At 73.4% G+C, this 20643-nt stretch carries 19 protein-coding genes; 9 read left to right on the forward strand and 10 right to left on the reverse strand.

The annotated features are described in order from the left end of the window. The first annotated feature begins 225 nt into the window (after positions 1–225). From HDA43_RS19255 to HDA43_RS19265, 3 genes are read left to right on the forward strand one after another with little or no spacing between them, the layout of a single operon-like run. Positions 226–900, forward strand: a complete 675-nt coding sequence (locus HDA43_RS19255; protein ID WP_179823676.1) for a response regulator — start codon at positions 226–228, stop codon at positions 898–900. A 7-nt stretch (positions 901–907) separates the two neighbouring features. Further along, complete coding sequence (locus HDA43_RS19260; RefSeq protein WP_179823678.1) at positions 908–2398, forward strand: ATP-binding protein; 1491 nt, start codon at positions 908–910, stop codon at positions 2396–2398. Next, the gene (locus HDA43_RS19265; protein WP_179823680.1) at positions 2395–2889 is read left to right on the forward strand and encodes a GerMN domain-containing protein; all 495 of its coding nucleotides are present in this window, start codon (positions 2395–2397) and stop codon (positions 2887–2889) included. The genes HDA43_RS19260 and HDA43_RS19265 overlap by 4 nt, the downstream gene beginning before the upstream one ends. Positions 2890–2985: 96 nt before the next feature. On the opposite strand, the gene HDA43_RS19270 is transcribed toward HDA43_RS19265, so the two are convergent. The 3 genes from HDA43_RS19270 to HDA43_RS19280 all read right to left on the reverse strand — a co-directional run bounded on the left by HDA43_RS19270 (position 2986) and on the right by HDA43_RS19280 (position 6144). After that, a complete protein-coding gene (locus HDA43_RS19270) occupies positions 2986–3678 on the reverse strand; it encodes an aspartate/glutamate racemase family protein (protein ID WP_179823682.1) in 693 nt (230 codons plus the stop codon). Between the two features lie 133 nt (positions 3679–3811). Next, positions 3812–5191, reverse strand: coding sequence for a UDP-N-acetylmuramoyl-tripeptide--D-alanyl-D-alanine ligase (locus HDA43_RS19275; RefSeq protein ID WP_179823685.1), 1380 nt, complete (start codon positions 5189–5191; stop codon positions 3812–3814). After that, positions 5188–6144, reverse strand: a complete 957-nt coding sequence (locus HDA43_RS19280) for a D-alanine--D-alanine ligase family protein (RefSeq protein WP_179823687.1) — start codon at positions 6142–6144, stop codon at positions 5188–5190. Before HDA43_RS19280 ends, HDA43_RS19275 begins: the two co-directional genes overlap by 4 nt. Positions 6145–6529: 385 nt before the next feature. On the opposite strand from HDA43_RS19280, the gene HDA43_RS19285 reads away from it, so the two are divergent. Further along, on the forward strand, positions 6530–7003 hold the full coding sequence (locus HDA43_RS19285) for a hypothetical protein (RefSeq protein ID WP_179823689.1): 474 nt from the start codon (positions 6530–6532) through the stop codon (positions 7001–7003). A 72-nt stretch (positions 7004–7075) separates the two neighbouring features. On the opposite strand, the gene HDA43_RS19290 is transcribed toward HDA43_RS19285, so the two are convergent. Then, positions 7076–7543, reverse strand: coding sequence for a hypothetical protein (locus tag HDA43_RS19290; RefSeq protein WP_179823691.1), 468 nt, complete (start codon positions 7541–7543; stop codon positions 7076–7078). 330 nt (positions 7544–7873) lie between these two features. Between HDA43_RS19290 and HDA43_RS19295 the strand changes: the two genes are divergently transcribed. After that, entirely contained in the window at positions 7874–8974 is a 1101-nt protein-coding gene (locus HDA43_RS19295; protein WP_312873438.1) for a tyrosine-type recombinase/integrase, read from the forward strand. Here HDA43_RS19295 and HDA43_RS19300 read toward each other — a convergent pair. From HDA43_RS19300 to HDA43_RS19320, 5 genes are all read right to left on the reverse strand, one after another. Next, positions 8939–9289 carry a hypothetical protein gene (locus HDA43_RS19300; protein ID WP_179823693.1) on the reverse strand — a complete coding sequence of 117 codons (351 nt, stop codon included), beginning with the start codon at positions 9287–9289 and terminating at the stop codon, positions 8939–8941. The two genes, HDA43_RS19295 and HDA43_RS19300, sit on opposite strands and share 36 nt — an antisense overlap. A 201-nt stretch (positions 9290–9490) precedes the next feature. Then, positions 9491–10516 (reverse strand): DUF4037 domain-containing protein, encoded by a 1026-nt coding sequence (locus HDA43_RS19305; RefSeq protein WP_246424458.1) that lies wholly within the window; start codon positions 10514–10516, stop codon positions 9491–9493. Between the two features lie 66 nt (positions 10517–10582). Beyond that, positions 10583–11386: a GNAT family N-acetyltransferase gene (locus tag HDA43_RS36450; protein ID WP_218912318.1), complete on the reverse strand. Its 804-nt coding sequence runs from the start codon at positions 11384–11386 to the stop codon at positions 10583–10585. Then, positions 11383–12813 carry an adenylosuccinate lyase gene (purB, locus tag HDA43_RS19315; protein WP_179823695.1) on the reverse strand — a complete coding sequence of 477 codons (1431 nt, stop codon included), beginning with the start codon at positions 12811–12813 and terminating at the stop codon, positions 11383–11385. The genes HDA43_RS36450 and purB overlap by 4 nt, the downstream gene beginning before the upstream one ends. A 180-nt stretch (positions 12814–12993) precedes the next feature. Then, positions 12994–16257, reverse strand: a complete 3264-nt coding sequence (locus HDA43_RS19320) for an efflux RND transporter permease subunit (protein ID WP_179823696.1) — start codon at positions 16255–16257, stop codon at positions 12994–12996. A 114-nt stretch (positions 16258–16371) separates the two neighbouring features. Between HDA43_RS19320 and HDA43_RS19325 the strand changes: the two genes are divergently transcribed. From HDA43_RS19325 to HDA43_RS19335, 3 genes are all read left to right on the forward strand, one after another. Then, on the forward strand, positions 16372–16830 hold the full coding sequence (locus tag HDA43_RS19325; RefSeq protein ID WP_179823698.1) for a MarR family winged helix-turn-helix transcriptional regulator: 459 nt from the start codon (positions 16372–16374) through the stop codon (positions 16828–16830). Positions 16831–16922: 92 nt separating this feature from the next. After that, a complete protein-coding gene (locus HDA43_RS19330) occupies positions 16923–17696 on the forward strand; it encodes an SDR family NAD(P)-dependent oxidoreductase (protein WP_179823700.1) in 774 nt (257 codons plus the stop codon). Between the two features lie 448 nt (positions 17697–18144). Next, positions 18145–19323: a carboxylate-amine ligase gene (locus HDA43_RS19335; protein ID WP_179823702.1), complete on the forward strand. Its 1179-nt coding sequence runs from the start codon at positions 18145–18147 to the stop codon at positions 19321–19323. A gap of 191 nt (positions 19324–19514) precedes the next feature. Here the strand turns inward: HDA43_RS19335 and HDA43_RS19340 are convergent, their stop codons facing one another. Beyond that, positions 19515–20030 carry a polysaccharide deacetylase family protein gene (locus tag HDA43_RS19340; RefSeq protein ID WP_218912319.1) on the reverse strand — a complete coding sequence of 172 codons (516 nt, stop codon included), beginning with the start codon at positions 20028–20030 and terminating at the stop codon, positions 19515–19517. Positions 20031–20141: 111 nt separating this feature from the next. Between HDA43_RS19340 and HDA43_RS19345 the strand changes: the two genes are divergently transcribed. Continuing rightward, the gene (locus HDA43_RS19345; RefSeq protein ID WP_281395510.1) at positions 20142–20525 is read left to right on the forward strand and encodes a TetR-like C-terminal domain-containing protein; all 384 of its coding nucleotides are present in this window, start codon (positions 20142–20144) and stop codon (positions 20523–20525) included. Positions 20526–20643: the final 118 nt, after the last annotated feature.

The raw sequence follows: 20643 nt of genomic DNA on the forward strand, positions 1-20643 counted from the left end.
CGCCGAATCCGAGGCAGCCCCATCGATCATGAGGCATCCTGTCGGACGGTGCCGGATGTCGCGCCTTGTCGGCCGTATGTCACGGTTTATCGACGGCGGCCACCGTCAGCGCGACCGTGACACGACCATGACACGGCGCGGACGAGGCGGGGACACGGCCGGCCGACAGTGGATGGGTTCGACCGGCGAGCGAGTTACGGGGGGCGTGCAGTGAAACTCGGCGGCGTGTCGCGAGTGTTGTTGATCGAGGATGACCCGGCCGTGCGTGAGGGCCTTGAGCTGGCCCTGAGTCGGCATGGGCACCGGGTGCGCGCGGTGGAGTCCGGTGAGCAGGGGCTGGAGCGGCTGCGTGCGGACCTTCCCGATGTCGTCGTGCTCGATCTGATGTTGCCTGGCATGGACGGGTTCGAGGTCTGCCGCCGTATCCGGGCCGCCGGTGAGGTACCGATCATCATGCTGACCGCGCGCGGTGACGACATGGACGTGGTGGCCGGGTTGGAGGCGGGCGCCGACGACTACGTGGTCAAGCCGGTGCAGCCCAGGGTGCTCGAGGCGCGCATCCGCGCGGTGCTCCGGCGGATCGGCCGGGACCAGGCCGAGCTGGAGCGGCACGGGGACCTGACCATCGACCGGGCCGCGCTGACGGTCTCCCGCCGCGGCGTGCCGGTGGGCCTCGCCCCGACCGAGCTGCGCCTGCTGCTCGAGCTGTCCGGCACGCCGGGCCGGGTGCACAGTCGCCAGCAGCTGCTGGAGTCGGTGTGGGAGCACGACTACTTCGGTGACTCGCGTCTGGTGGACGCGTGCGTGCAGCGGTTGCGCGCGAAGATCGAGGACGACTCGGCGGCGCCCGTCTACGTGCAGACGGTGCGTGGGTTCGGGTACCGGTTCGGGCCGGTGTGAACCGCCGGTGACGCCTCAGCCGAGCCTGGGGCTGCGTGCCCGGCTGCTGTCCGCCTTCGCGCTGCTGTGTGTGGTCACCGCGGCGGCGGTGGCCGGCGGCATCTACGTCCAGGCTCGCAGCGCCATCCTGCAGCGGACCCAGGACGCCGCGGTGAAGGCGACGACCAGCCGTCTGCAGGCGCTCTACCCGCTGCGGAGCGCGACGCCGGGCCCGGAGGAGCTCGGTGGGATCGCCGCGGCCGCGGCCGCGGCCGACCAGGGCATGCTCGCGGTCGCCGTCTACCGCGGGACGCACTCGCCGTTCCCGCCGAGCCCGCCCCCGCCTCCGAGACGGGGGGATCCGGGCCTGAACACGGCGGTCCTGAACCTTGAGGTGATTCCCGGGCAGCTGCGGCGGGTGGTGGCCGGCGGCGACACCGCGTGGCAACGCGTGGTGTGGCAGGACACCCCCTTCCTGCTCATCGGCATGCCGCTGCTGATCACCGAGAGGGGCCGGACGACGCGGATGTCCGGCATCGAGGTCTACGTCGCGCGCAACCTGCTTCCCGAGCAGCAGAGCATCGACGAGCTCGCCATACGTGCCTGGCTCATCGGCGGGGCGGCCCTGGCGTTCGCGGTCATCCTGGCGTCGCTGGCCGCCCGTGGCGTGCTGCGTCCGGTGCGTGAGCTCGGCCGGGCGGCGCGTCTGCTGGGCGAGGGCGAGCTGCGGGCCAGGGTCGCGGTCCGCGGCTCCGACGAGCTGGCGGAGGTGGCGCGCACGTTCAACGACACCGCCGCGGAGCTGGAACGGCACGTCAGGCAGCTGCGCGAGATGGAGGCCGAGGCCCGCCGGTTCGTGGCCGACGTGTCCCACGAGCTGCGCACCCCGCTGGCCGCGCTCACCGCGGTCGCCGACGTCCTGGACGAGGAGGCGGCCCGGCTGCCCGAGCCCGCCGGCCGGGCCGCCAGGCTGGTCAGCCAGGAGACGCTCAACCTCACCGTTCTGGTGAACGATCTCATCGAGATCAGCAGGTTCGACTCCGGTGTCGCGGCCCTCGCGTTGAACGAGGTCGACGTGGCCGAGCTGGTACGCGCGACCCTGCGCGTCCGGGGCTGGTCGCAGCAGGTGAGCGCCGACCTTCCCGTCGCGGTGACGGCGCGGCTGGACCCGCGCCGGGTGGACGTCGTCCTCGCCAACCTCGTCGGCAACGCCCTGCGGCACGGTGAGCCACCGGTGTCGATACGGCTCCGCGCCGACCCGCACCGGATCTTCCTGGAGGTCCGCGACCACGGGCCGGGGCTGGACGAGGCGGTGCTGCCGCATGTGTTCGACCGGTTCTACAAGGCCAGCGCGGCAAGGGCCAGGTCCGAGGGCAGCGGCCTGGGCCTGGCCATAGCGCGGGAGAACGCGCGCCTGCATCGCGGCGACCTCACCGTCGCCAACGCCCCGGACGGCGGCGCCGTCTTCACGTTGCATCTGCCGCGCCGGGCACACGAACCGGACGGAGGCTCCGAGTGAGGACCGGGCCCGCCCGCCGCGTGCTCGCCGCGGGCCTCGTGTCGCTGGTCGCCGTGAGCGGCTGCGGCGTGCAGCCCAGCGATGCCATCCCCGCCGGCGACCCGCCGAGCGGGCCCGTCGCACCGACCATCGCACAGGCCATGAAGTTCACCATCTACCTGGTGAAGGACGGCCGGCTCCGCGCGGTGACGCGGACCGGTCTCCGGCTGCCCCAGGCGGACACGCTCGCGTTGCTGGCCGCCGGACCCACCCCGACGGAACAGACGCGCGGGTTCACCACCGAGGTCCCGCCCGGAGCCGTCCCCTTCTCGGTGACCGTCGGGCCTTCCGGCATCGTGGCGGTGAACCCGTCCACCCCGGCCCGTGAGCTGTCCGCACTGGCCATCGCGCAGATCGTGTGCACGGCCGCCGCCGCGACGCCGGAAGGCTCCGGCCGGGTCACCGTCGTCGGCGCCGGGCGGGGCGCCGGCCCCCGCGACTGCCCGGGGTGACGGCGGCGACCCGTTCTCCGCTCCGGGTGGATCGCCGTGGTGCCGGAAAGGTCGAGCGGAACGTACGGCCGCGGCGGCGACCGCGACGAGGGCGCGTCAGTCGGCCAGCGCGAAACCGGCCGCCGCCTCCGCGTGCAGCCGGGCGCTCGGCAGCAGCGGGACGGCGGCGTCCTTCTCGGTGATCAGGAGTTCGATCTCCGTGCAGCCGAGGATGACGCCTTCGGCCCCGTCGGCTGCGAGATCGGCGACGACCTGGGCGTAGGCGTCCCTGGACGACTCCCGGAGCACCCCGCGCACCAGCTCGTCGAAGATCACGCGATGGACCAGCTCCCGCTGCTCACGCCGCGGGACGACCACGTCGAGGCCGTGGGCGGCCAGCCGGTCCCGGTAGAAGGGCTGTTCCATGGTGAAGCGGGTGCCCAGCAGACCGACCTTGCGCATCCCCCTGGCGCGGACCTCCGTGCCCACGGCGTCGGCGATGTGCAGCACGGGCACGCTCGCGGCCCGCGCCACGTCGTCGCTCACCCGGCTGAAGGTGTTGCTGCAGACGAGCAGGACCTCGGCGCCGAGATCCTCCAGTTTCCGGCCGGCGTCGGTCAGCAGGGTGCTCACCTCGTCCCAGCGGCCGGCGAAGACGAGGTCCTCGACGGTCGTGTAGTCGACCGACCAGATGAGGCTGTTGGCGGAATGGCTGCCGCCGAGTCGTTCGCGTACCCGCCGGTTGATGACCTGGTAGTAGATCACCGTTGATTCCCAGCTCAATCCGCCGATGAGACCGATGGCGCGCATGGAACTCCGTTTTCTGTGGTCTGCGCCGGCACACCGATCGGTGCCGGCCGTGATGACGGTGCCGTCACCGGCCCGGCGGTGCGTCGGCAGGGACTTTCCCGGCCCGCTCGGTCCTTGGGCGGCGCGCCGGCGGTCAGGCGCCGGCCAGTGCGCGGGCGCAGGCACCGAGCCCGATCTCGCTGGAGGCTTTGATGAACACCACGTCTCCCGGTTCGAGAAGCGCGGTGGCCAGCTTGAGGGCCTGGGCCGCGTCTTCGGCGGTGTGGACGGCCACACCCAGGTTCGGGGACTTCGCGGCCTCCGCCATCGCGAGCGGGTCTCCTGTTCCGACCGTGATCAGCGCGTCGAAGCGGAGGTCGGCGACGAGCCGGCCGATCTCGGTGTGCCGGGCGCGGGAGGTGTCCGCCTGCTGCCCCATCGCGCCGAGTACGGCGACGGTACGGCGGGTGCCGGCCAGGGCCTTCGCCGCCCGCAGTCCGGCCCGCATGGATTCGGGGTTGGCGTTGTAGGCGTCGTTGACGATGGTGATGCCGTCAGGGCGTTCGGTGATCTCCAGCCGGCCCGCGGAGCGCCGCCGTGCGGCGTTCAGCCCGTCGGCGATCTCGGTGGCGTCCAGGCCGAGTGCGGTGGCGACGGCGGCGGCGGCCAGGGCGTTGCTCACCTGGTGCTCGCCTATGAGGTCGAGTTCGACCGGGGCGCGGCCGGAGGGCGTCACCAGCTCGAATGCCGTTCGCGCCCGGTCGCCCATCCGCACGTCTTCGGCTCGTACCCGCGCCTGCGGTGACCTGCCGTACAACAGGATCTGGGCTCTGGTGCGACCGGCCATGCCCAGGACGTACGGGTCGTCGGCGTTGAGCAGGGCGAACCCGTCCGCCGGAAGTGCCTCGACCAGCTCGCCCTTGGCCTCGGCGACGTCGGCCGGCCCGGTTCCCATGCGTTCCAGGTGTGCGGTGCCGACGTTGAGCACCAGCCCGACCTGGGGTGGTGCGATCCCGGTCAGATATGTCAGGTCGCCTTTTCGGCCTGCGCCCATTTCCAGCACCAGGTATCGGGTGGCGGCATCGGCGCGCAGCACGGTGAGTGGCAGGCCGAGCTCGTTGTTGAACGACCTGTCGGTGGCGACCGTCGCGGCGTGTCTTTCGAGTATCTGGGCCAGCAGGTCCTTGGTCGTTGTCTTGCCCACGGAGCCGGTCAGGCCGATCACGGTCGGGCTGATGTGTTCGAGCAGGTGCCTGGCCAGCAGGCCGAGCGCGAGCTGGACGTCCTGGACCACGAGGGCGGGCGCGCCGGCGGGCCTCAGGGTCAGCGCGGCGACGGCGCCGGCTGCGATGGCGCCGGCCGCGTAGTCGTGGCCGTCAACGCGGGTGCCGACCGTCGCGGCGAACAGGCCGCCGGGCACCACCTCGCGGGAGTCGACCGCTGCGGGTGCCGTCACCAGCGCCCGCTGGTCGCGCACGTCGTACATGTTTGCGCCGACGACCTGCGCGATCTTGTTCAGCGTCATGGGGATCATGAGCCGCTCCTGGCGAGCGCGAGGTCGATGAGGCGGCGCAGCAGGTCCGGGTACGGGACGCCGCTGGCGGCCCAGGCCTTGGCGTAGACGGAACGGGAGGTGAAGCCGGGCATGGTGTTGATCTCCAGCACGTACAGGCGTCCCGTGTCCTCCTCGTAGAGGAAGTCGACACGGGCCAGGCCGTAGCCACCGATCGTCCGGAAGGCGCGCAGGGCCAGCTCCCGCACGTTTCCGGTCACCCGTTCGGGCAGCGCGGCGGGGATGACGGCGATCTCGGCCGGGCTGAGGTACTTGGCCTCATAGTCGAGCCAGTCACCGGGCGCGGTGAGTTCGCCGGGCACCGAGGCATCGGGGGTGTCATGGCCGCCGAGCACGCCGCAGATGAGCTCGCGTGCGGTCACGCCCTGCTCGACGATGACCACCCGGTCGTAGGCCAGGGCCAGTTCCACGCCCGCGCGCAGCTCATCCATGGAGGTGACACGTGAGATGCCGATGGAGGAGCCCATACTGGCTGGTTTGACGTACATCGGCCAGTCGAGCGGCTTCACCAGCCCCTGGTGGTCGGTGGTGGTGCGCCATTCGTGGCCGGTGAACCACACATGTGGGGTGGTCGGAATGTCCTCTGCCAGGAATGCGCGCCGCATCGCGACCTTGTTCATGGCCACGGCCGATGCCAGGACGCCGCAGCCCACGTACGGGATGCCCAGCGTCTCCAGGTGCCCCTGGACGACGCCGTCCTCGCCGAACGGCCCGTGCAGCACGGGGAAGACCACGTCCGCCAGATCGCGTCGCAGCTGCGTCGGCCACCTGCCCTGCCGGTCGATGATGACGGCGAAGGGCTCGTACAGATCCCTCGGCAGAGCATCGAGCACGGCCTGCGCCGACTGCAGCGACACCTCATGCTCGGCGGACGGTCCGCCCGCCAGCACTGCCACGCGGATGCGTTCGGTCACGGTCGATCAGCCTTTCTTCGGTGGTACGGAGACAGCCGGACCCGCTGCTGGGGAACAGGCGCCGGTCGACCTCGTTCACTGTCGGCCGGCCGTGTCCCCGCCTCGTCCGCGCCGTGTCATGGTCGTGTCACGGTCGCGGCGGCCGTCGTCATCTCGACTCGATGAGCCTGGTGATCTTCAGGGTGCGGTCGGTGAGCCCGGTGAGGTCCTCGGCGGGCAAGGGCGTCCGCTCCCGGGGCCGGGGTGCCGGCTCCCCCGGCCCCGGCTCCCCCGGCCCCGGCTCCCCCGGCCCCGGGTTCTCCGGCGGCGGGGCGGGCGTGGCTCGGCGAGATTGTCGGTGGTGCGCCCTACCATGAGCCGTCTCACGGGAAGGGACGCTGCATCGATGCCGGAGCCGCTGAATTCGCCGACAGTGCCGTTGCTGGTCACCACCGATCTGCCGCCGGATACCGACCTGGCGGAGTTCGGCCGCGTCGTGGCCGACGCGGTGCGCACCCTCACCTGCGAGGAGGGGGTCTCACATGAGGGGTTCCTGCGGGGTGGGGTGTTCTGGCTGGATCCGCCGCGTCCGGGTGGCCCGGGTGCGGCGCCGGTTGCGGCCGGTGAGCTGCGGTTCGCGGCGCTGATCGGTCATCTGTCGGTGCCGGGGATGCGGGCGACGGCGCGGGAGGTGGCCGCCCGCGCCCGGAAGGTGATCACGCGGGCGGTGGCGGCGCGTTACGGTGACCTGGGCAGTCCGGCGGCGGTGCTGGCGATCCGCGCCGAGGATGTGGGTGAGCGCACTCCCCCGTCGGCGGTCGTGGTCGCCACGGGCGGCGCGGCGGCCGAACCGGCCGTGGCCGTTCGGGCCTACGCCTGATGTCTCCCGGAGTCCGGGTGGCCGGGCCGTGCGGGAAAGCACCCGAGACGGTCAGGACGGTGCGGGGCCGAGTCAGTCGAGGGAGTCGACGAAGCGCTCGGCGTCGGCCTCGTCCATGCCGGTCTCTCCCCTGACGAGGAACACCGCCTGCTCGGCGCGGCCGGCGGCCTTGAGGTGGCGGACGCGGGTGGCCAGGTCGGCCGCGGGCTGCGGAGCGGCGACCGGGCCGGGCGCGGCGGGGCCGGGGTGGAGGGGGGCGCGGTACGGCGGGCGCCCCGCGGCGAGGTCGTCGGTGTAGCGTTTGGCGTCGGCCAGGCCGAGACCGGTCTGCTCGCGGACGAGTTTGACGGCCTGGATGGTCTTGCCCGCGGTGATCAGGCTGGTGGCCTGGCGGTGCAGTTCGGCGGGGTCGAGCCGCGGCCGGGGGGCCGATGTGACGGAGCCGCGGTTGGCCCGGCGGATCACCCCGATGAGGAACGCGGCCGGTACCGCGAGCAGCGCGACCAAGATGATCAGTTCGGTGGGCCCGAGGTTCGCCATGGCGTGATCGTACGCCCGGCGCCGGGACGGCGAGGAGGGTACCGGGGCAGGCCGCTCCGATTCCCCCGCCCTCCCCTCCCCGCCTTCCTCCGGGCGGCCAGGAGGGGCGGACTGTGACGGGGACGCCGACGGGGGCCGCCGGGAGGAAGGTGGGTTCTCCTGCCCGTCGGGGCCTTCTCCGGTGAGCCTTCTCCGGTGGGTCTCCGCCGGGGTGCGGCCGCCGGTGGGCGAAGGCGGGGACGGTTGTCGGCGCCGGCCGGTACGGTCAGTGGTGATCGAGGAAGGGTGCCTGCGAAGACCATGCGGCCAGCGGAGCTGAATCGTCTCACCGTGCAAGAGTCGGCCGATCGGTATGTGGAGCTGATCCGGGCCAAGACGTCGACGGGTGCGCTGTCACCGTCGACGGCGGAGGTGTACGCGCGCGACGTCGTCACGTTCGTGCGCCTGGCCGGTGAGGAGGTGGTGCTGGACGACCTGACGGGTGAGGACGTCGACGCGGTGCTTCTGGCCTTCGCCCGCAAGCCCGACGGGCGGCGCGCCGAGCCGGACGGCCGCCTGCAGTCGGCCTCCTCCCAGGCGCGTTTCCGCCGGTCGGTGTCGGCGTTCTTCAAGCACGCGGCGCTGGCGGGCTGGGTGCAGGTCGACCCGATGACGTCGTCGACGGTGACGGCCAGGGAACGCGGGGGGCTTTCGGCGCAGCGGCGGGCGCTGACGCGTGAGCAGGCCCAGGGGCTGGTCGGCGCGGCCCGCCGGCTGGGAACGCCCGGACAGGAGACGGCCGAGCCGGCCGCCGCTCAGGGGGTGCGGCGGGTGCGGCGCGACCAGCGCACCGAGATGCGTGACGCGCTGATCGTGCTGCTTCTGACCGCGGTGGGGCCGCGGGTGTCGGAGCTGGTGCGCGCCAACGTGGAGGACTTCTACACCAACGACGGCGTGCGGTACTGGCGGATCTTCGGCAAGGGCGGCAGGACGCGGGACGTGCCGCTGCCGGCCGATGTGGCGGAGGTGCTGGACGGATACCTGCTGCGGGGCCGTCCCGCGACGCCGGAGAAGGCGCTGCTGCTGTCGTGGCGGGGGCGGCGGCTGGCGCGGGGGGACGTGCAGGCGGTGATCGACCGGGTACAGCGGTGGGTGGAGGCCGACCGGCGCCGGTCGGTGACGCCGCACGGGCTGCGCCACACCACCGCCACGCATCTTCTGGCCGACGCGGTGGACATGGACGCGGTGCGGCGGGTGCTGGGGCACAGCGACCTGGCGACGCTGGGCCGCTACCGCGATGAGCTGCCCGGAGAACTGGAGGTGGCGATGCGGTCCCATCCGCTGCTGCGCCCGGCGCGCCGCGGCGCAACGGAAGTCCCGCCGTCCGCTGTTCCGCTCCCCCCGGAGGTGGGTGGGTCAGGCCAGCAGTTCCCCGACGAGGTCGCGCAGTGAGCGGTCGCGGGCGCCGGTCAGGGCGCCGGCGGCGTCGCTTTCCAGCAGGGCGATGAGGGTGTGGACGATGAAGGCGGCGTCGGTTCCGGGGCGGGCCTGGGCGACGAGGTCGGTGAGGTGGCGCAGCGTCTGGTGGGTGAGCCCGGCGGGGCGGCGCGGATTCCCGGGTGTTCCGGGGTGGTGGGGGCGCGGGTGGGCGCGGTCCAGCAGCAGGGCGGCGATGCGTTCGGCGGGTCCGGCGGCCGGTGCGGCGGGCGCGGGGCCTGGGCGGCCTGGGCCGGGCGGTGGAAGGGATGTGGCGGTGTGGTCGTTCATCGCTTCTCCCCTCTGGGGCGCACCCAGCGGCATAGGCCCATGATTTTACTGTTCTCCCCCGTTTTCGTCGCCGGGGGCGGCCGTGTGACGGGCCCGCCGATGTCACCGGGCGCCGCCCGGGGGCGGTCCGGCGTGGCCGTGCCTCGCGGGGGAAGCCGCCGCGGGCGCCGGGGCGAAAAGCCGTAAGGGGGGTTCGCCGGGTCACAGTCCCAGGGCGGCCCGGGTCAGCGCCCGGCACCGGGCCGGGTCGGTGAGCACCTCGGCCGAGCCGGTGAGCTGGTCGATCGATCCGCCGGGCGGCAGCGCCCGTACCCGCGGGTCGGTGATCGCGGCGGTGAACGTCTCGGCGAGTCCTTCGGCCTCCTCGGCCGGTGAGCGCCGCCCGGCCGTCGTCGCGGTGCCGGTGGCCGTCGCGGTGCCGGGCGGCGCGGCGGGTGAGCGTTCGCGCAGGGCCGCCACCTGACGCCAGGCCCGCCGCAGGTGGTCCCGGCGCAGGGACCGGTCTCCGGTGGCCAGCGCCGCCGCCAGCGCGTCGGCGGTCTCGGCCGCGCCCGGCAGCCGGGCGAACGCGCTGCCCAGCCATCTGTCGTACGGGGGCCAGCGCCGCCGCGTCAGCAGCGCCAGGCGCATCAGGTCGCGGGCCAGGCCCGCGGTGAGCGCCGCCGCTCCCAGCTCGTCGCCGACCTCCGAGCAGCGGGCGGCGTGGCCGTACCCCGCGGCCAGGCGCCGCCACTGGGCGGCCAGCACGTAACGCTCCACGTCGGGCGGATACCGGCGCAGCGCCTGGCGGGCGCGGCCCAGCAGACCGGCGTCGTCGCGGAAGACCTCCCCGCCGCAGGTGCCGGCCAGCCGCTGCCAGGGAACGGCCAGCCAGTCCAGCGGCCCGATCGGCCGCAGCGGGTCGAAGCCGAGCCGCGCCACGAGCCAGGCCCCCGTCTCGGCGACCTCCACGCCGCCGGTGCCGAGGGTGACGGGGCGGCCGCCGTAGGAGGGCGGCAGGGCGTGGCCCAGTGTGGCGCGCACCGCTTCGCTCTGGCCGGGGCCGGTGAGCACCACCAGCCGGACTCCGTGCCGCGGGCCGGCCGAGGCGGGGGTGTCGAAGGACAGGACCTCCGAACCCTCCCCCAGCAGGGCCGCGGCGTGCGGCACGCCCGCCAGCGCGGGGCCGGCGACCTGCTCGTAGAAGCCACGGGAAAGCGGTAACCCGGGAACGAAATCGAACATCATTTCGTCTACTCTGCCGTTTCGCGGTGCCGTCCGCACCGGGTTTTCCCCCGCGCCTCCCCGGGCGGGTCAGCCGCCGGTCAGGGGCGAGGCGGCCACCGTACGGCGTCGCAGGCCGAGCCGCTCGTAGACGCCGATGGCGGTCGGGTTGTCGCTGTCGACCATCAGCGCGCCGCGGCCGCAGGCGGCGACCAGCTCCGCCAGGACGAACCGGCACACCCGTTCGGCGTGGCCGCGGCCGCGGTGCGCCGGGGCGGTGGCCACACCGGCGACGAATCCCACCTGCGGGCAGGACCAGGCGTCGGCGGCGGTGGCGATCAGGCGGCCCGAGCCGTCCCGCAGGCCCGCCCAGCGGCGGACCCCGGCGACGCCGGGCCTGGCCCACGCCGACGGTGAGGCCTCCTGAAGCAGCGCGGCGACCTCGGCGTCGGCGTCGTCCAGCCACCGCACCCCACCGTCACCCTCACCCTCACCGTCGCCGGTGGCGGTGGCGGTGGCGGGCGGGGGCGGCCGGTCGGTGTCCATCCACTCGAAACCCACCGGCTTCACCCCCAAGAGGCGCGCCAGCTCCTCCATCAGCGGCCACTCGCCCAGCAGCCGCCACTGCGGCCCCAGCCGCGGGGCCAGCGACCGCACCAGGGCGGCGACCTGCGGCGCGGGGCCCCGCACCGCCATCCGATCGCGCCGGTTGAGGTCCGGGCAGGCCACCGCCAGCGCCTGGCCGCACGTCCAGGCCCGCACCCCCGGCCGCGCGCCCTGGGCCGCCCACAGCAGCAGCGCGTCGGAGCCGCAGGCGCCGACGACGTCGGCGGCGCGGGTCAGCTCGGTGACGGCGCCGATCGTCTCACCGGTCGCCTCACCGGCCGCGGTCACAGGATCGCGCCGGGCCGGTAGGCGGCGGCCTGCGGGTGACGCGCGACGATCTCCTCGATCCGGCCGACGACCGAGCCGACCTGCTCGGCGGCGGCGCCGGTGAACGCGATCCGCTCGGCCAGCAGCTCCCGCAGCCGCGGCGCGTCCAGCGGGAAACGCTCATCGGCGCCCAGGCGCTCCAGCAGCTCGTTGGCGCCGCCCTGCTCGCGCATGGCCAGCGCCGACGCCACCGCGTGCTCCTTGATCACCTCATGGGCGCTCTCGCGGCCCATCCCGGCCCGCACCGCCGCCATCAGCATCCTGGTCGTCGCCAGGAACGGCAGGTAGCGGTCGAGCTCGGCGGCGATGACCGCCTCGAACGCGCCGAACTCCCCCAGCACCGTCAGCATCGTCTCGGCCAGGCCGTCGAAGGCGAAGAACGCGTCCGGCAGCGCCACCCGCCGCACCACCGAGCAGGACACGTCGCCCTCGTTCCACTGGTCGCCGGCCAGCTCGGCGGCCATGGAGGCGTATCCCCGCAGAACGACGGTCAGGCCGTTGACGCGTTCGCAGGAACGGGTGTTCATCTTGTGCGGCATCGCCGAGGAGCCCACCTGCCCCGGCGCGAAGCCCTCGGTGACCAGCTCGTGCCCGGCCATCAGCCGGATCGTCCTGGCCAGCGAGGACGGCGCGGCGGCCAGCTGCACCAGCGCGGTGAGCACCTCGTAGTCCAGGGAACGCGGATACACCTGCCCCACGCTCGCGAAGCGGCGCGAGAACCCCAGGTGGGAGGCGACGGCCTCCTCCAGCAGCGCCAGCTTCTCCCGGTCGCCGCCCAGAAGGTCCAGCATGTCCTGGGCGGTGCCGACCGGGCCCTTGACGCCCCGCAGCGGGTAGCGGCCGATCAGCTCCTCCAGCCGGTCGAACGCCACCAGCAGCTCCTCGGCCGCCGAGGCGAACCGCTTGCCCAGCGTGGTGGCCTGCGCGGCGACGTTGTGGGAGCGGCCCGCCATCACCGTCTCCGCGTGCTCGGCGGCCCGCGCCGCCAGCGCCGCCAGCAGCGCCACACAGCGGTCACGCACCAGGAGCAGGCTGTCGCGGATCTGCAGCTGCTCGACGTTCTCGGTCAGGTCACGGGAGGTCATGCCCTTGTGGACGTGCTCGTGCCCGGCCAGGGCGTTGAACTCCTCGATACGGGCCTTGACGTCGTGGCGGGTCAGCCGCTCACGGGCGGCGATGGAGTCCAGGTCCACCCGCTCGGCGACCTTCTCGTAGTCGGCCACGACACCGGGCGGCACCGCGACGCCGAGGCGGGCCTGCGCCGACAGCACCGCCAGCCACAGGCGCCGTTCGGCCACCACCTTGTACTCGGGAGACCACAGCCGCACCAACTGCGGCGAGGCGTAACGGGCGGCCAGGACATCGGGAATGGGCGGCTTCGCAGTCACGATGCCTCAGTGTATTGGCCCCCGCCACACCGCCCGGCGGCTCCCCCACCCTTCACGCCCGCCCGCCGCCGCGCCGCCCGCCCACCGCGTGAAACACCGCGCGCCGCCGCACCCCCCTTTCACAAGGGGTGCACGGCGGCGCGCGGCGAGGAGAGCCTCACAAGGGGCCCCTGGGAAAGCTCAGCCCTCCCGGGTGGCCGGCTGCAGATCCGCGGCGTCGTAGACCTTCAGCTCACGGCCGCCGTCACCGCCGCCGCGGCGGCGGCGCAGCCGCTCCTTGGCCCCCTCCAGCATCACGTACAGCGTCGGCACCAGGACCAGCGTCAGGATCGTCGACGACACCAGCCCGCCGATCACGACGATCGCCAGCGGCTGGGAGATGAACCCGCCCGACCCGGTCAGGCCCAGCGCCATCGGCACCAGCGCGAACACCGTCGCCACCGCCGTCATCAGGATCGGCCGCAACCTGCGCCGGCCGCCCTCGACGACCGCCTCGGTGACGCCCATGCCCTGGGCGCGGTACTGGTTGATCAGGTCGATCAGCACGATCGCGTTGGTCACCACGATGCCGATCAGCATCAGCATGCCGATCAGCGCCGGCACCCCCATCGGCGTGCCGGTGGCCACCAGCAGCCCGATCGCGCCGGTCGCGGCGAACGGCACCGACACCAGCAGGATCAGCGGCTGGGCGAAACTCCGGAACGTCGCCACCATGATCATGAAGACGATCGCGATCGCCGCGAGCATCGCCAGGCCCAGCTGCCCGAACGCCTCCTCCTGGTCGGCGCTGACGCCGCCCAGGCTCCACTGCGCGCCCGCCGGCAGCGTCAGCTTCTCCAGCCGCTCGTTCAGCGCCGCCGTCACCGCGCCGACGTCCTGGCCGGCGGCCGTGCCCGACACCGTGGCGCTGCGCTTGGAGTCGATCCGGGTGACCTGCGTCGGCCCGGCGGCCCGCACCACCTCGGCCACGTCCGACAGCTTCACCACACCCGCGGCCGACGGCAGCTTCAGCGCACCGATCTCCTTGAGGTCCTCCGGGGCGTCCCCGGAGCGCAGGATCACATCCTCGCTGCGGCCCTCCACCGTGACCTGGCCCATCGGCGCGCCACGGAACCGCTGCGCCACCAGCTGGCCGATCTGCGTCTCGCTCAGCCCGCGCGCCGCGGCCTTCTTGCGGTCCACCCGCACCTCGACGCGCTCACCGCCGGCCTGCAGGTTGGAGGAGACGTCCCGCAGCTGCGGCAGGTCCGCCATGGCCTTGCGGACCTGCTCGGCCGCGGCCCGCAGCGTCTCGGTGTCGGGCGCCTGCACGATCACCTTCAGCTGGTCCGCCGAGCCGCCCATGCCGCCCTGCGACGCGCCGACCGTGACGTCCCCGACGCCGCCGAGCCCGGCCAGCCGCCGCCGCAGCGTCTCCTGCACCGCCTCGGCGTCGACGTCCTCGCGCAGCGTCACCGAGTAGGAGGCGCTGTCGCCCGAGCCGCCGGAACCGCCCAGGAAACCACCGCCGGCGCCGACCGTCACCTGGTACGACGCCACCTGCGGCAGGGAGGTGATGACCTTCTCCACCTTCTTGGCCGCCGCGTCGGTGGTGGCCAGGTCGGTGCCGGCCGGCATCTTCTGGCTCACCGACACCGCGTCGCCGCCCGAAGCGCTCAGGAAGTTCGTCTCCAGCCGTCCCGCGAGGCCCATCGTGAGGGCGAACACCACCACACCCACCGCCAGGGTGATGAGGCGGTGCCGGGTGGCGAACCGCAGCACCGGCAGGTAGGCCCGCTGCAACGGGCTGCGCAGCTCCTTGGCCTCGGCCTCCTCCCGCAGCTGCCGCATCCGCTGCGGATCGGCCTTCGGCGTCTTGAGGAACCAGTAGGCCAGCACCGGCACCGCCGTCAGCGACACCAGCAGCGACGCCAGCAGCGCCACCGTGACCGTCACCGCGAACGGCGCGAACAGCTGCCCCACCATGCCGCCGACCACCGCGATCGGCACGAACACCGCGACCGTCGTCAGCGTCGAGGCCGTCACCGCGCCGCTGACCTCCCGCACCGCGGCCAGCACCGCCTCACCCTTGGCCTCGCCGTACTCCAGGTGCCGCTTGATGTTCTCCAGCACCACGATCGAGTCGTCCACCACCCGGCCGACCGCGATCGTCAACGCGCCCAGCGTCAGCAGGTTCAGCGAGTAGTCCCCCAGCCACAGCGCGATCAGCGCGATCACCACCGACAGCGGGATCGACACCGCCGTCACCAGCGTCGAGCGCACCGACAGCAGGAACACCAGGATCACCACGACGGCGAACGCCAGGCCCAAAAGGCCCTCGGTCGTCAGGTCCTCGATCGAGCGCTCCACGTAGGGGGCCTGGTCGAACACCACCGTGATCGCCGAGGCGTCACCGACCGCGCGGACCAGCTCCGGGATCCTCTCCCGCACCGCGTGCGAGATCGCCACCGCGTTGCCGTCGGGCGTCATCGTGACCGACACCCCCAGGCTCGGCTCGCCGCCGGTGCGCGTCAGCGACGTCGCCGACGCGAGCGCCGTCTCCACCGTCGCCACATCCCCCAGCCGGACCGGCTGGGGCCGGGGCGGCGCCGCCACCGCACCCCGCGCACCCTGCGCGCCGCTCTGAGCACCCTGGGCGCCCTGGGCGCCCGGGGGGACGGCCGTACGGCCCTGCGGCTGCGCCTGCTGCGGCGCGGCCGCCGCGGCCGGCGCCAGATACAGGTTCCGCAGATCCTCGATCGAGGAGATCCGCCGGCCCACCTGCACCGTCAGCGACCTGCCGTCGGCCACCAGGCTGCCCGCCGGGATCGGCTGGCCGTTGGCCCGCAGCGCGTCGGCGATCGCGGTCACCGCGATCCCCCGCACCGCCAGCTTCACCGGATCGGGGGTGATGACCACCGTCTCCTTGCGCGTGCCGGTCACCGTCGCCTGCCGCACCCCGGCGATGCCCTGCAGCTGCGGCACCATCAGCCGCTCCAGCCTCTCGGCCATCGCCTGCTCGTCCCCGCCGGTGCCCACCGCCAGCGTCATCACCGGGATGTCGTCGGTGCCGCCGGAAAGGACCTGCGGATCGACGCCCTCCGGCAGCCGCGCCGAGATCCGCGACAGCGCCTGCTGCATCTTGGCGACCGAGTCGTCGATGTCGGTGCCGTAGGCGAACGCCACCTGCACCTGCGCCGACCCCTCCCGCGAGGTCGACGTCACCTCCTCCACCCCGGCGAGGCCCTGGAAGGCGTCCTCGATGGGCGCGGTGACCTGCTCCTCCACGATCTCCGGGGACGCCCCCGGATAGGAGGCGAACACGAACGCCCCGGGAAACGACAACGACGGCAGCAACTGCTGCTTCAACGACGGGATCGCGAAAGCGCCGAACGCGCTCAACACGACCGCGATCAGGATCACGAGGCTGCGGTTGGCGAGGCTCAACCTGGCCAGGGCGGTCATGGGGGCCGACTCCTAGGGGACGTCACAGGGAATTCCGCCCCACACTAACACTTAGCCTCAGGCGAATATTCAGCCACATCCGATGTTCCTGATAACCTTCTCAGGAAGCGAGAGGTGCACGTGAACGACGAACGCGACCAGCTGATCGACCGCATCAGCGCCACCCAGCGCGACCTGGGCCGCCTGATCACCCGGCGCCACCACTCCCCCCTGTTCGACTCCAACCTCACCATGCGCCAGCTGAAGGTCGTCCTGCTCCTGTCCTGCCAGGACTCCGCCTCCGGCCAGGACCTCGCCCACCACCTCGGCGTCGGCCTGGCCACCGTCACCGGCATCGTCGACCGCCTCGTCGCCCACGGCCTGGTCACCCGCCGCGAAGACCCCCACGACCGCCGCGTGCGCCGCATCCAGCTCACCCCCCGCGGCCGCGCCCTCACCGAGCAGATCTCCGACGCGGGCCTCGCCGACTTCCGCCGCCTCCTGCAACGCCTGGACACCCCCACCCTCCACGACCTGGCCGCCGTCCTGGCCAAACTCCACACCGCCGCCGGCGCCCTGGCCACCGGCCACTGACCCCCCGCCGCGGCCCGGCCCTTCCGCCGCCTCACCCCCGGTCCCCGCCGTACCGCCGCCGCCCCGCCCAGACCGCCACCCGGAAGACGACCATGCCCGCCTACCTGGAAACCCTCTTCTCCCTCACCGGCCGCACCGCCCTCGTCACCGGCGCCTCCTCCGGCATCGGCCACGCCATCGCCGAAGCCCTCGGCCGCGCCGGCGCCTCCCTCGTCATCACCGCCCGCCGCCCCGGCCCCCTCACCCAGGCCGCCGAACGCCTCACCGCCCTCGGCATCCCCACCACCGCGATCCCCGCCGACCTCGCCGACCCCTCCGCCATCGACGACCTGTGCCGGCAGGCCACCGCCTCCCGCGGCGACATCGACATCCTCGTCAACAACGCGGCCAACAACATCCGCCGCCCCCTCGACGAGCTCACCGCCCACGACTACGACCACACCCTCGCCGTCAACCTCACCGCCCCCTACCTCCTGGGCCGCTTCTTCGGCCCCCGCATGGCCGCCCGCGGCTGGGGCCGCATCCTCAACCTCGGCTCCCAGCAGTCCCTCAGAGCCTTCGGCGACAGCGGCGCCTACGGCATCGCCAAAACCGCCGTCACCGGCCTCACCCGCTCCCAGGCCGAGGCATGGTCCCCGCACGGCGTCTGCGTCAACACCCTCATCCCCGGCTTCACCCTGACCCCCCTCACCCGCCCCGCCCAGGCGATCCCCGGCCGCGTCGAAGCCCTCGCCGCCCGCACCATGAACCGCCGCAACGCCGTCCCGGCCGACTACGCCGGCATCGCCGTCCTCCTCGCCTCCCCCGCCGGCGCCCACATCACCGGCCAGGCCGTCTGCGTCGACGGCGGCTTCTCCGCGCACTGAGCCCGCGAGGGGGCGCCGGTTTCTGGACCGAGGAGTGAGCGAGCGCAGCGAGCGAACGACGAGGGAAGACACCGGGCTTGAGCCCCCGAGCCGCGACGCGCCAGCGTCGCCATGAGCCCGCCCGGGACGCCCTACCTCGTCGTTGTCTGTTTTTGGTGTTTTCTTGGGATTTTCACTGGTCCGGTTGGCTTTACGAAGTAGATCAATAAATGTTCCGGGCCGGGCGGATGCGCCGCCCGGCCGCCGCGAGGTGTGAGACGCCCGCCGGCGGGCAGCGGTCTCCGCGCAGCTCAGCGCCGTAAGGTCCCGCCCGCCCCCACCGCCCCGCGCGGCCCCGGGCCCCGCGGGACCGTACGGCGCCGGGCCCGCCCACGGACCGAACCATCCCCCGGGCGGCCGGGACCCCCGACCCGGCCACCCGGGGAACCGATACCAGAAAAGAGACACGGTGGCCCAGCAAGGAAGCATCGACTCACCCACCGGCCCGGACACGGCGCCCCGGACGCGAACCCCCTCCTCCCCCGCCGTCCTGCCCGTCGGCGTGGAGGAGGAGTTCTTCCTCATGGATCCCGACACCGGGCAGACCGCCCCGCGCGCCTCGGCCGTCCTGGCGACCGTACGGCCCCGCCAGCGCGAGCTCACCCAGCGGGAGTTCACCACCTGCCAGGTCGAGATCGCCTCCAACCCCCACACCGACCTCGGCCTGCTGCGCGCCGAACTGACCGACCTGCGCACCGAACTGGCCCGCGCGGCCCGCGACGCCGGGTGCCGCCTGATCGCCTCCGGCTCGGCGCCGCTGGAGCACTCCGCCAGCGGCGCCCGCCTCACCGACAACCCCCGCTACAAGTGGATGGCCCACGAGTACGGTGCCATGGCCCGCGGCGAGAACTGCTGCGGCTGCCACGTCCACGTCGAGGTGCCCGACCGGGAGGAGGCCGTCCAGGTCTGCAACCACCTGCGGCCCTGGCTGCCCACCCTGCTGACGCTGACCGTCAACTCCCCCTTCACCGGCGGCGCCGACAGCCGCTACGGCAGCTGGCGGGCGATGGCGTTCTCCCGCTGGCCCAGCGCCGAGCTGCCGCCCTACTTCGAGTCGGCCGCCGACTACACCGCCACCCTGCAGGCCCTCATCGGCTCGGGCGCCATCCTGGACGAGGCCATGGTGTACTGGCTGGCCCGCCCCTCCCACCACCTGCCCACCGTCGAGGTGCGGGTGGGCGACGTGTGCCCCACGGTGGAGGAGTCGGTCGCCTTCGCCGCCCTCGTGCGGGCCCTGGTGACGACCGTGCTGGGCGACGTCCGCGCCGGAGTGCCCGCGCCCCGGCCGCACGAGCCGCTCCTGCACGCCGCCTACTGGCGGGCCGCCCGCGACGGCCTGGAGGGTCAGGGCCTGGAGCTGACCTCGGCCACCCTGGTGCCGGCCTGGCGGCTGGCCGAACAGCTCCTGGAGCGCGTCCGCCCCGCCCTGTCGGCCGCGGGCGACACCGACATGGTCGTGGACCGCCTGTCGTGGCTGCGCGAGACGGGCTCGGGGGCCGCCCGGCAGCGGGCCGCCTTCGCCGAGCGCGGCAGCTTCGCCGACGTCGTGACGGCGCTGAGCCGGCAGACCGCGCCGCTGGCCGGCTGACCCCGCTGGCCGGCGCGGCGGCTCTCCCCGGGGCGGCCGGGCCAGGCCACCCCGGGGAGAGCCGGCGGGGCCGGCAGCCGGCCGCCGGGCACCACGCCCCGGCCCGGCCGCCGAACAGCGGCAGCGGCCCCAGCCCGGCGGTTCGACCCCCCACCCGGGCAGACCCGCCCCGCCGGCCTCCGGCGGTCCGGTCAGGCGGCGCCGAGGCCCGCGGTGGTGCGGGCGTAGTGCTCGGCGATGTCGTCGCTGGTCGTGGTCCACACGCCCGGGTGGTTGACGACGTACTCGAGCGCCTGGTCCAGGTACTTCATCCGGAACGCCTGGCCGGTGACGAAGGGGTGCAGGGCCAGCGCCATCACGCGGCCGCTGTGCTCGGAGTCCGCGTGCAGCTGGTCGAGCTGGTCCTTGACGATCTGCACGAAGTCGGGGCCGCTGACGGAGTGGGCGGTGAACAGCCCCAGGTCGTTGAGTTCGAGGGTGTAGGGGACGCTCAGCAGTCCCGGCACGTTCAGCCGGAACGGCTGGTCGTCGGCGGTCCAGTCCAGCACGTAGTGGAGACCGAGTTCGGCCAGCAGCGCCGGGGTCTGGAACGTCTCGCTGAGGGCGGGTCCCATCCAGCCACGGGGACGCTGCCCGGTCGCCTTCTCGATGGTTTCGACGACCTCGGTCAGGTAGGCGCGTTCTTCCGCCTCGACCTCGGCCTGCACGGTGGAGTTGTTCTTGCCGTGTCAATACGAACCGGTTCGTCTCCCCAATGCGATAGCGTGAGCCCGTCAGCACCACGGAGGTGACATGAGCGCGACGGCTTCGAGGCCGACCTGAAGCTGATGCTCAAAGACGCCTGGATCGACACGATCGGCGACACACGCGGCGTGCTCGCCTCGATCGTCGCCGAGTCCCAGCACGACCCCGACCTGGCCGCGGAGTTCCGCAAACGCCTCATCAGCCCCGCCAGCGCACTGGTCGCAGAGCGCATCCGCCGAGCCCAGGCGGACGGACAGGTCGCCGCCGACATCGACCCGCACCGCGTCATCGAGCTGATCTACGCCCAGCTGTACTACCGGCTGCTCATCGCACCCGGACCCCACGACGAGGCGTACGTCGACGACGTCGCCGAACTCGCCATGCGCGGACTCAGGCCCGCCCGCCAGAACGACCGACCGGCCACCCAGGACGACACGGGCACAGAAACCGAACGGTGACACCCTCGGCCCGCGGACCCGGGCGGCGCCACCCCCGAACCCCGTCCCTTTTGCGGCTTTTGACCGAGGATCTCCGTACGGCCGGGACGATCTCCCGGTGGACGAGGAGAGTATGACT

It is taken from the genome of Streptosporangium sandarakinum (assembly GCF_013409935.1).
GTDB classification, from domain to species: domain Bacteria; phylum Actinomycetota; class Actinomycetes; order Streptosporangiales; family Streptosporangiaceae; genus Streptosporangium; species Streptosporangium nondiastaticum.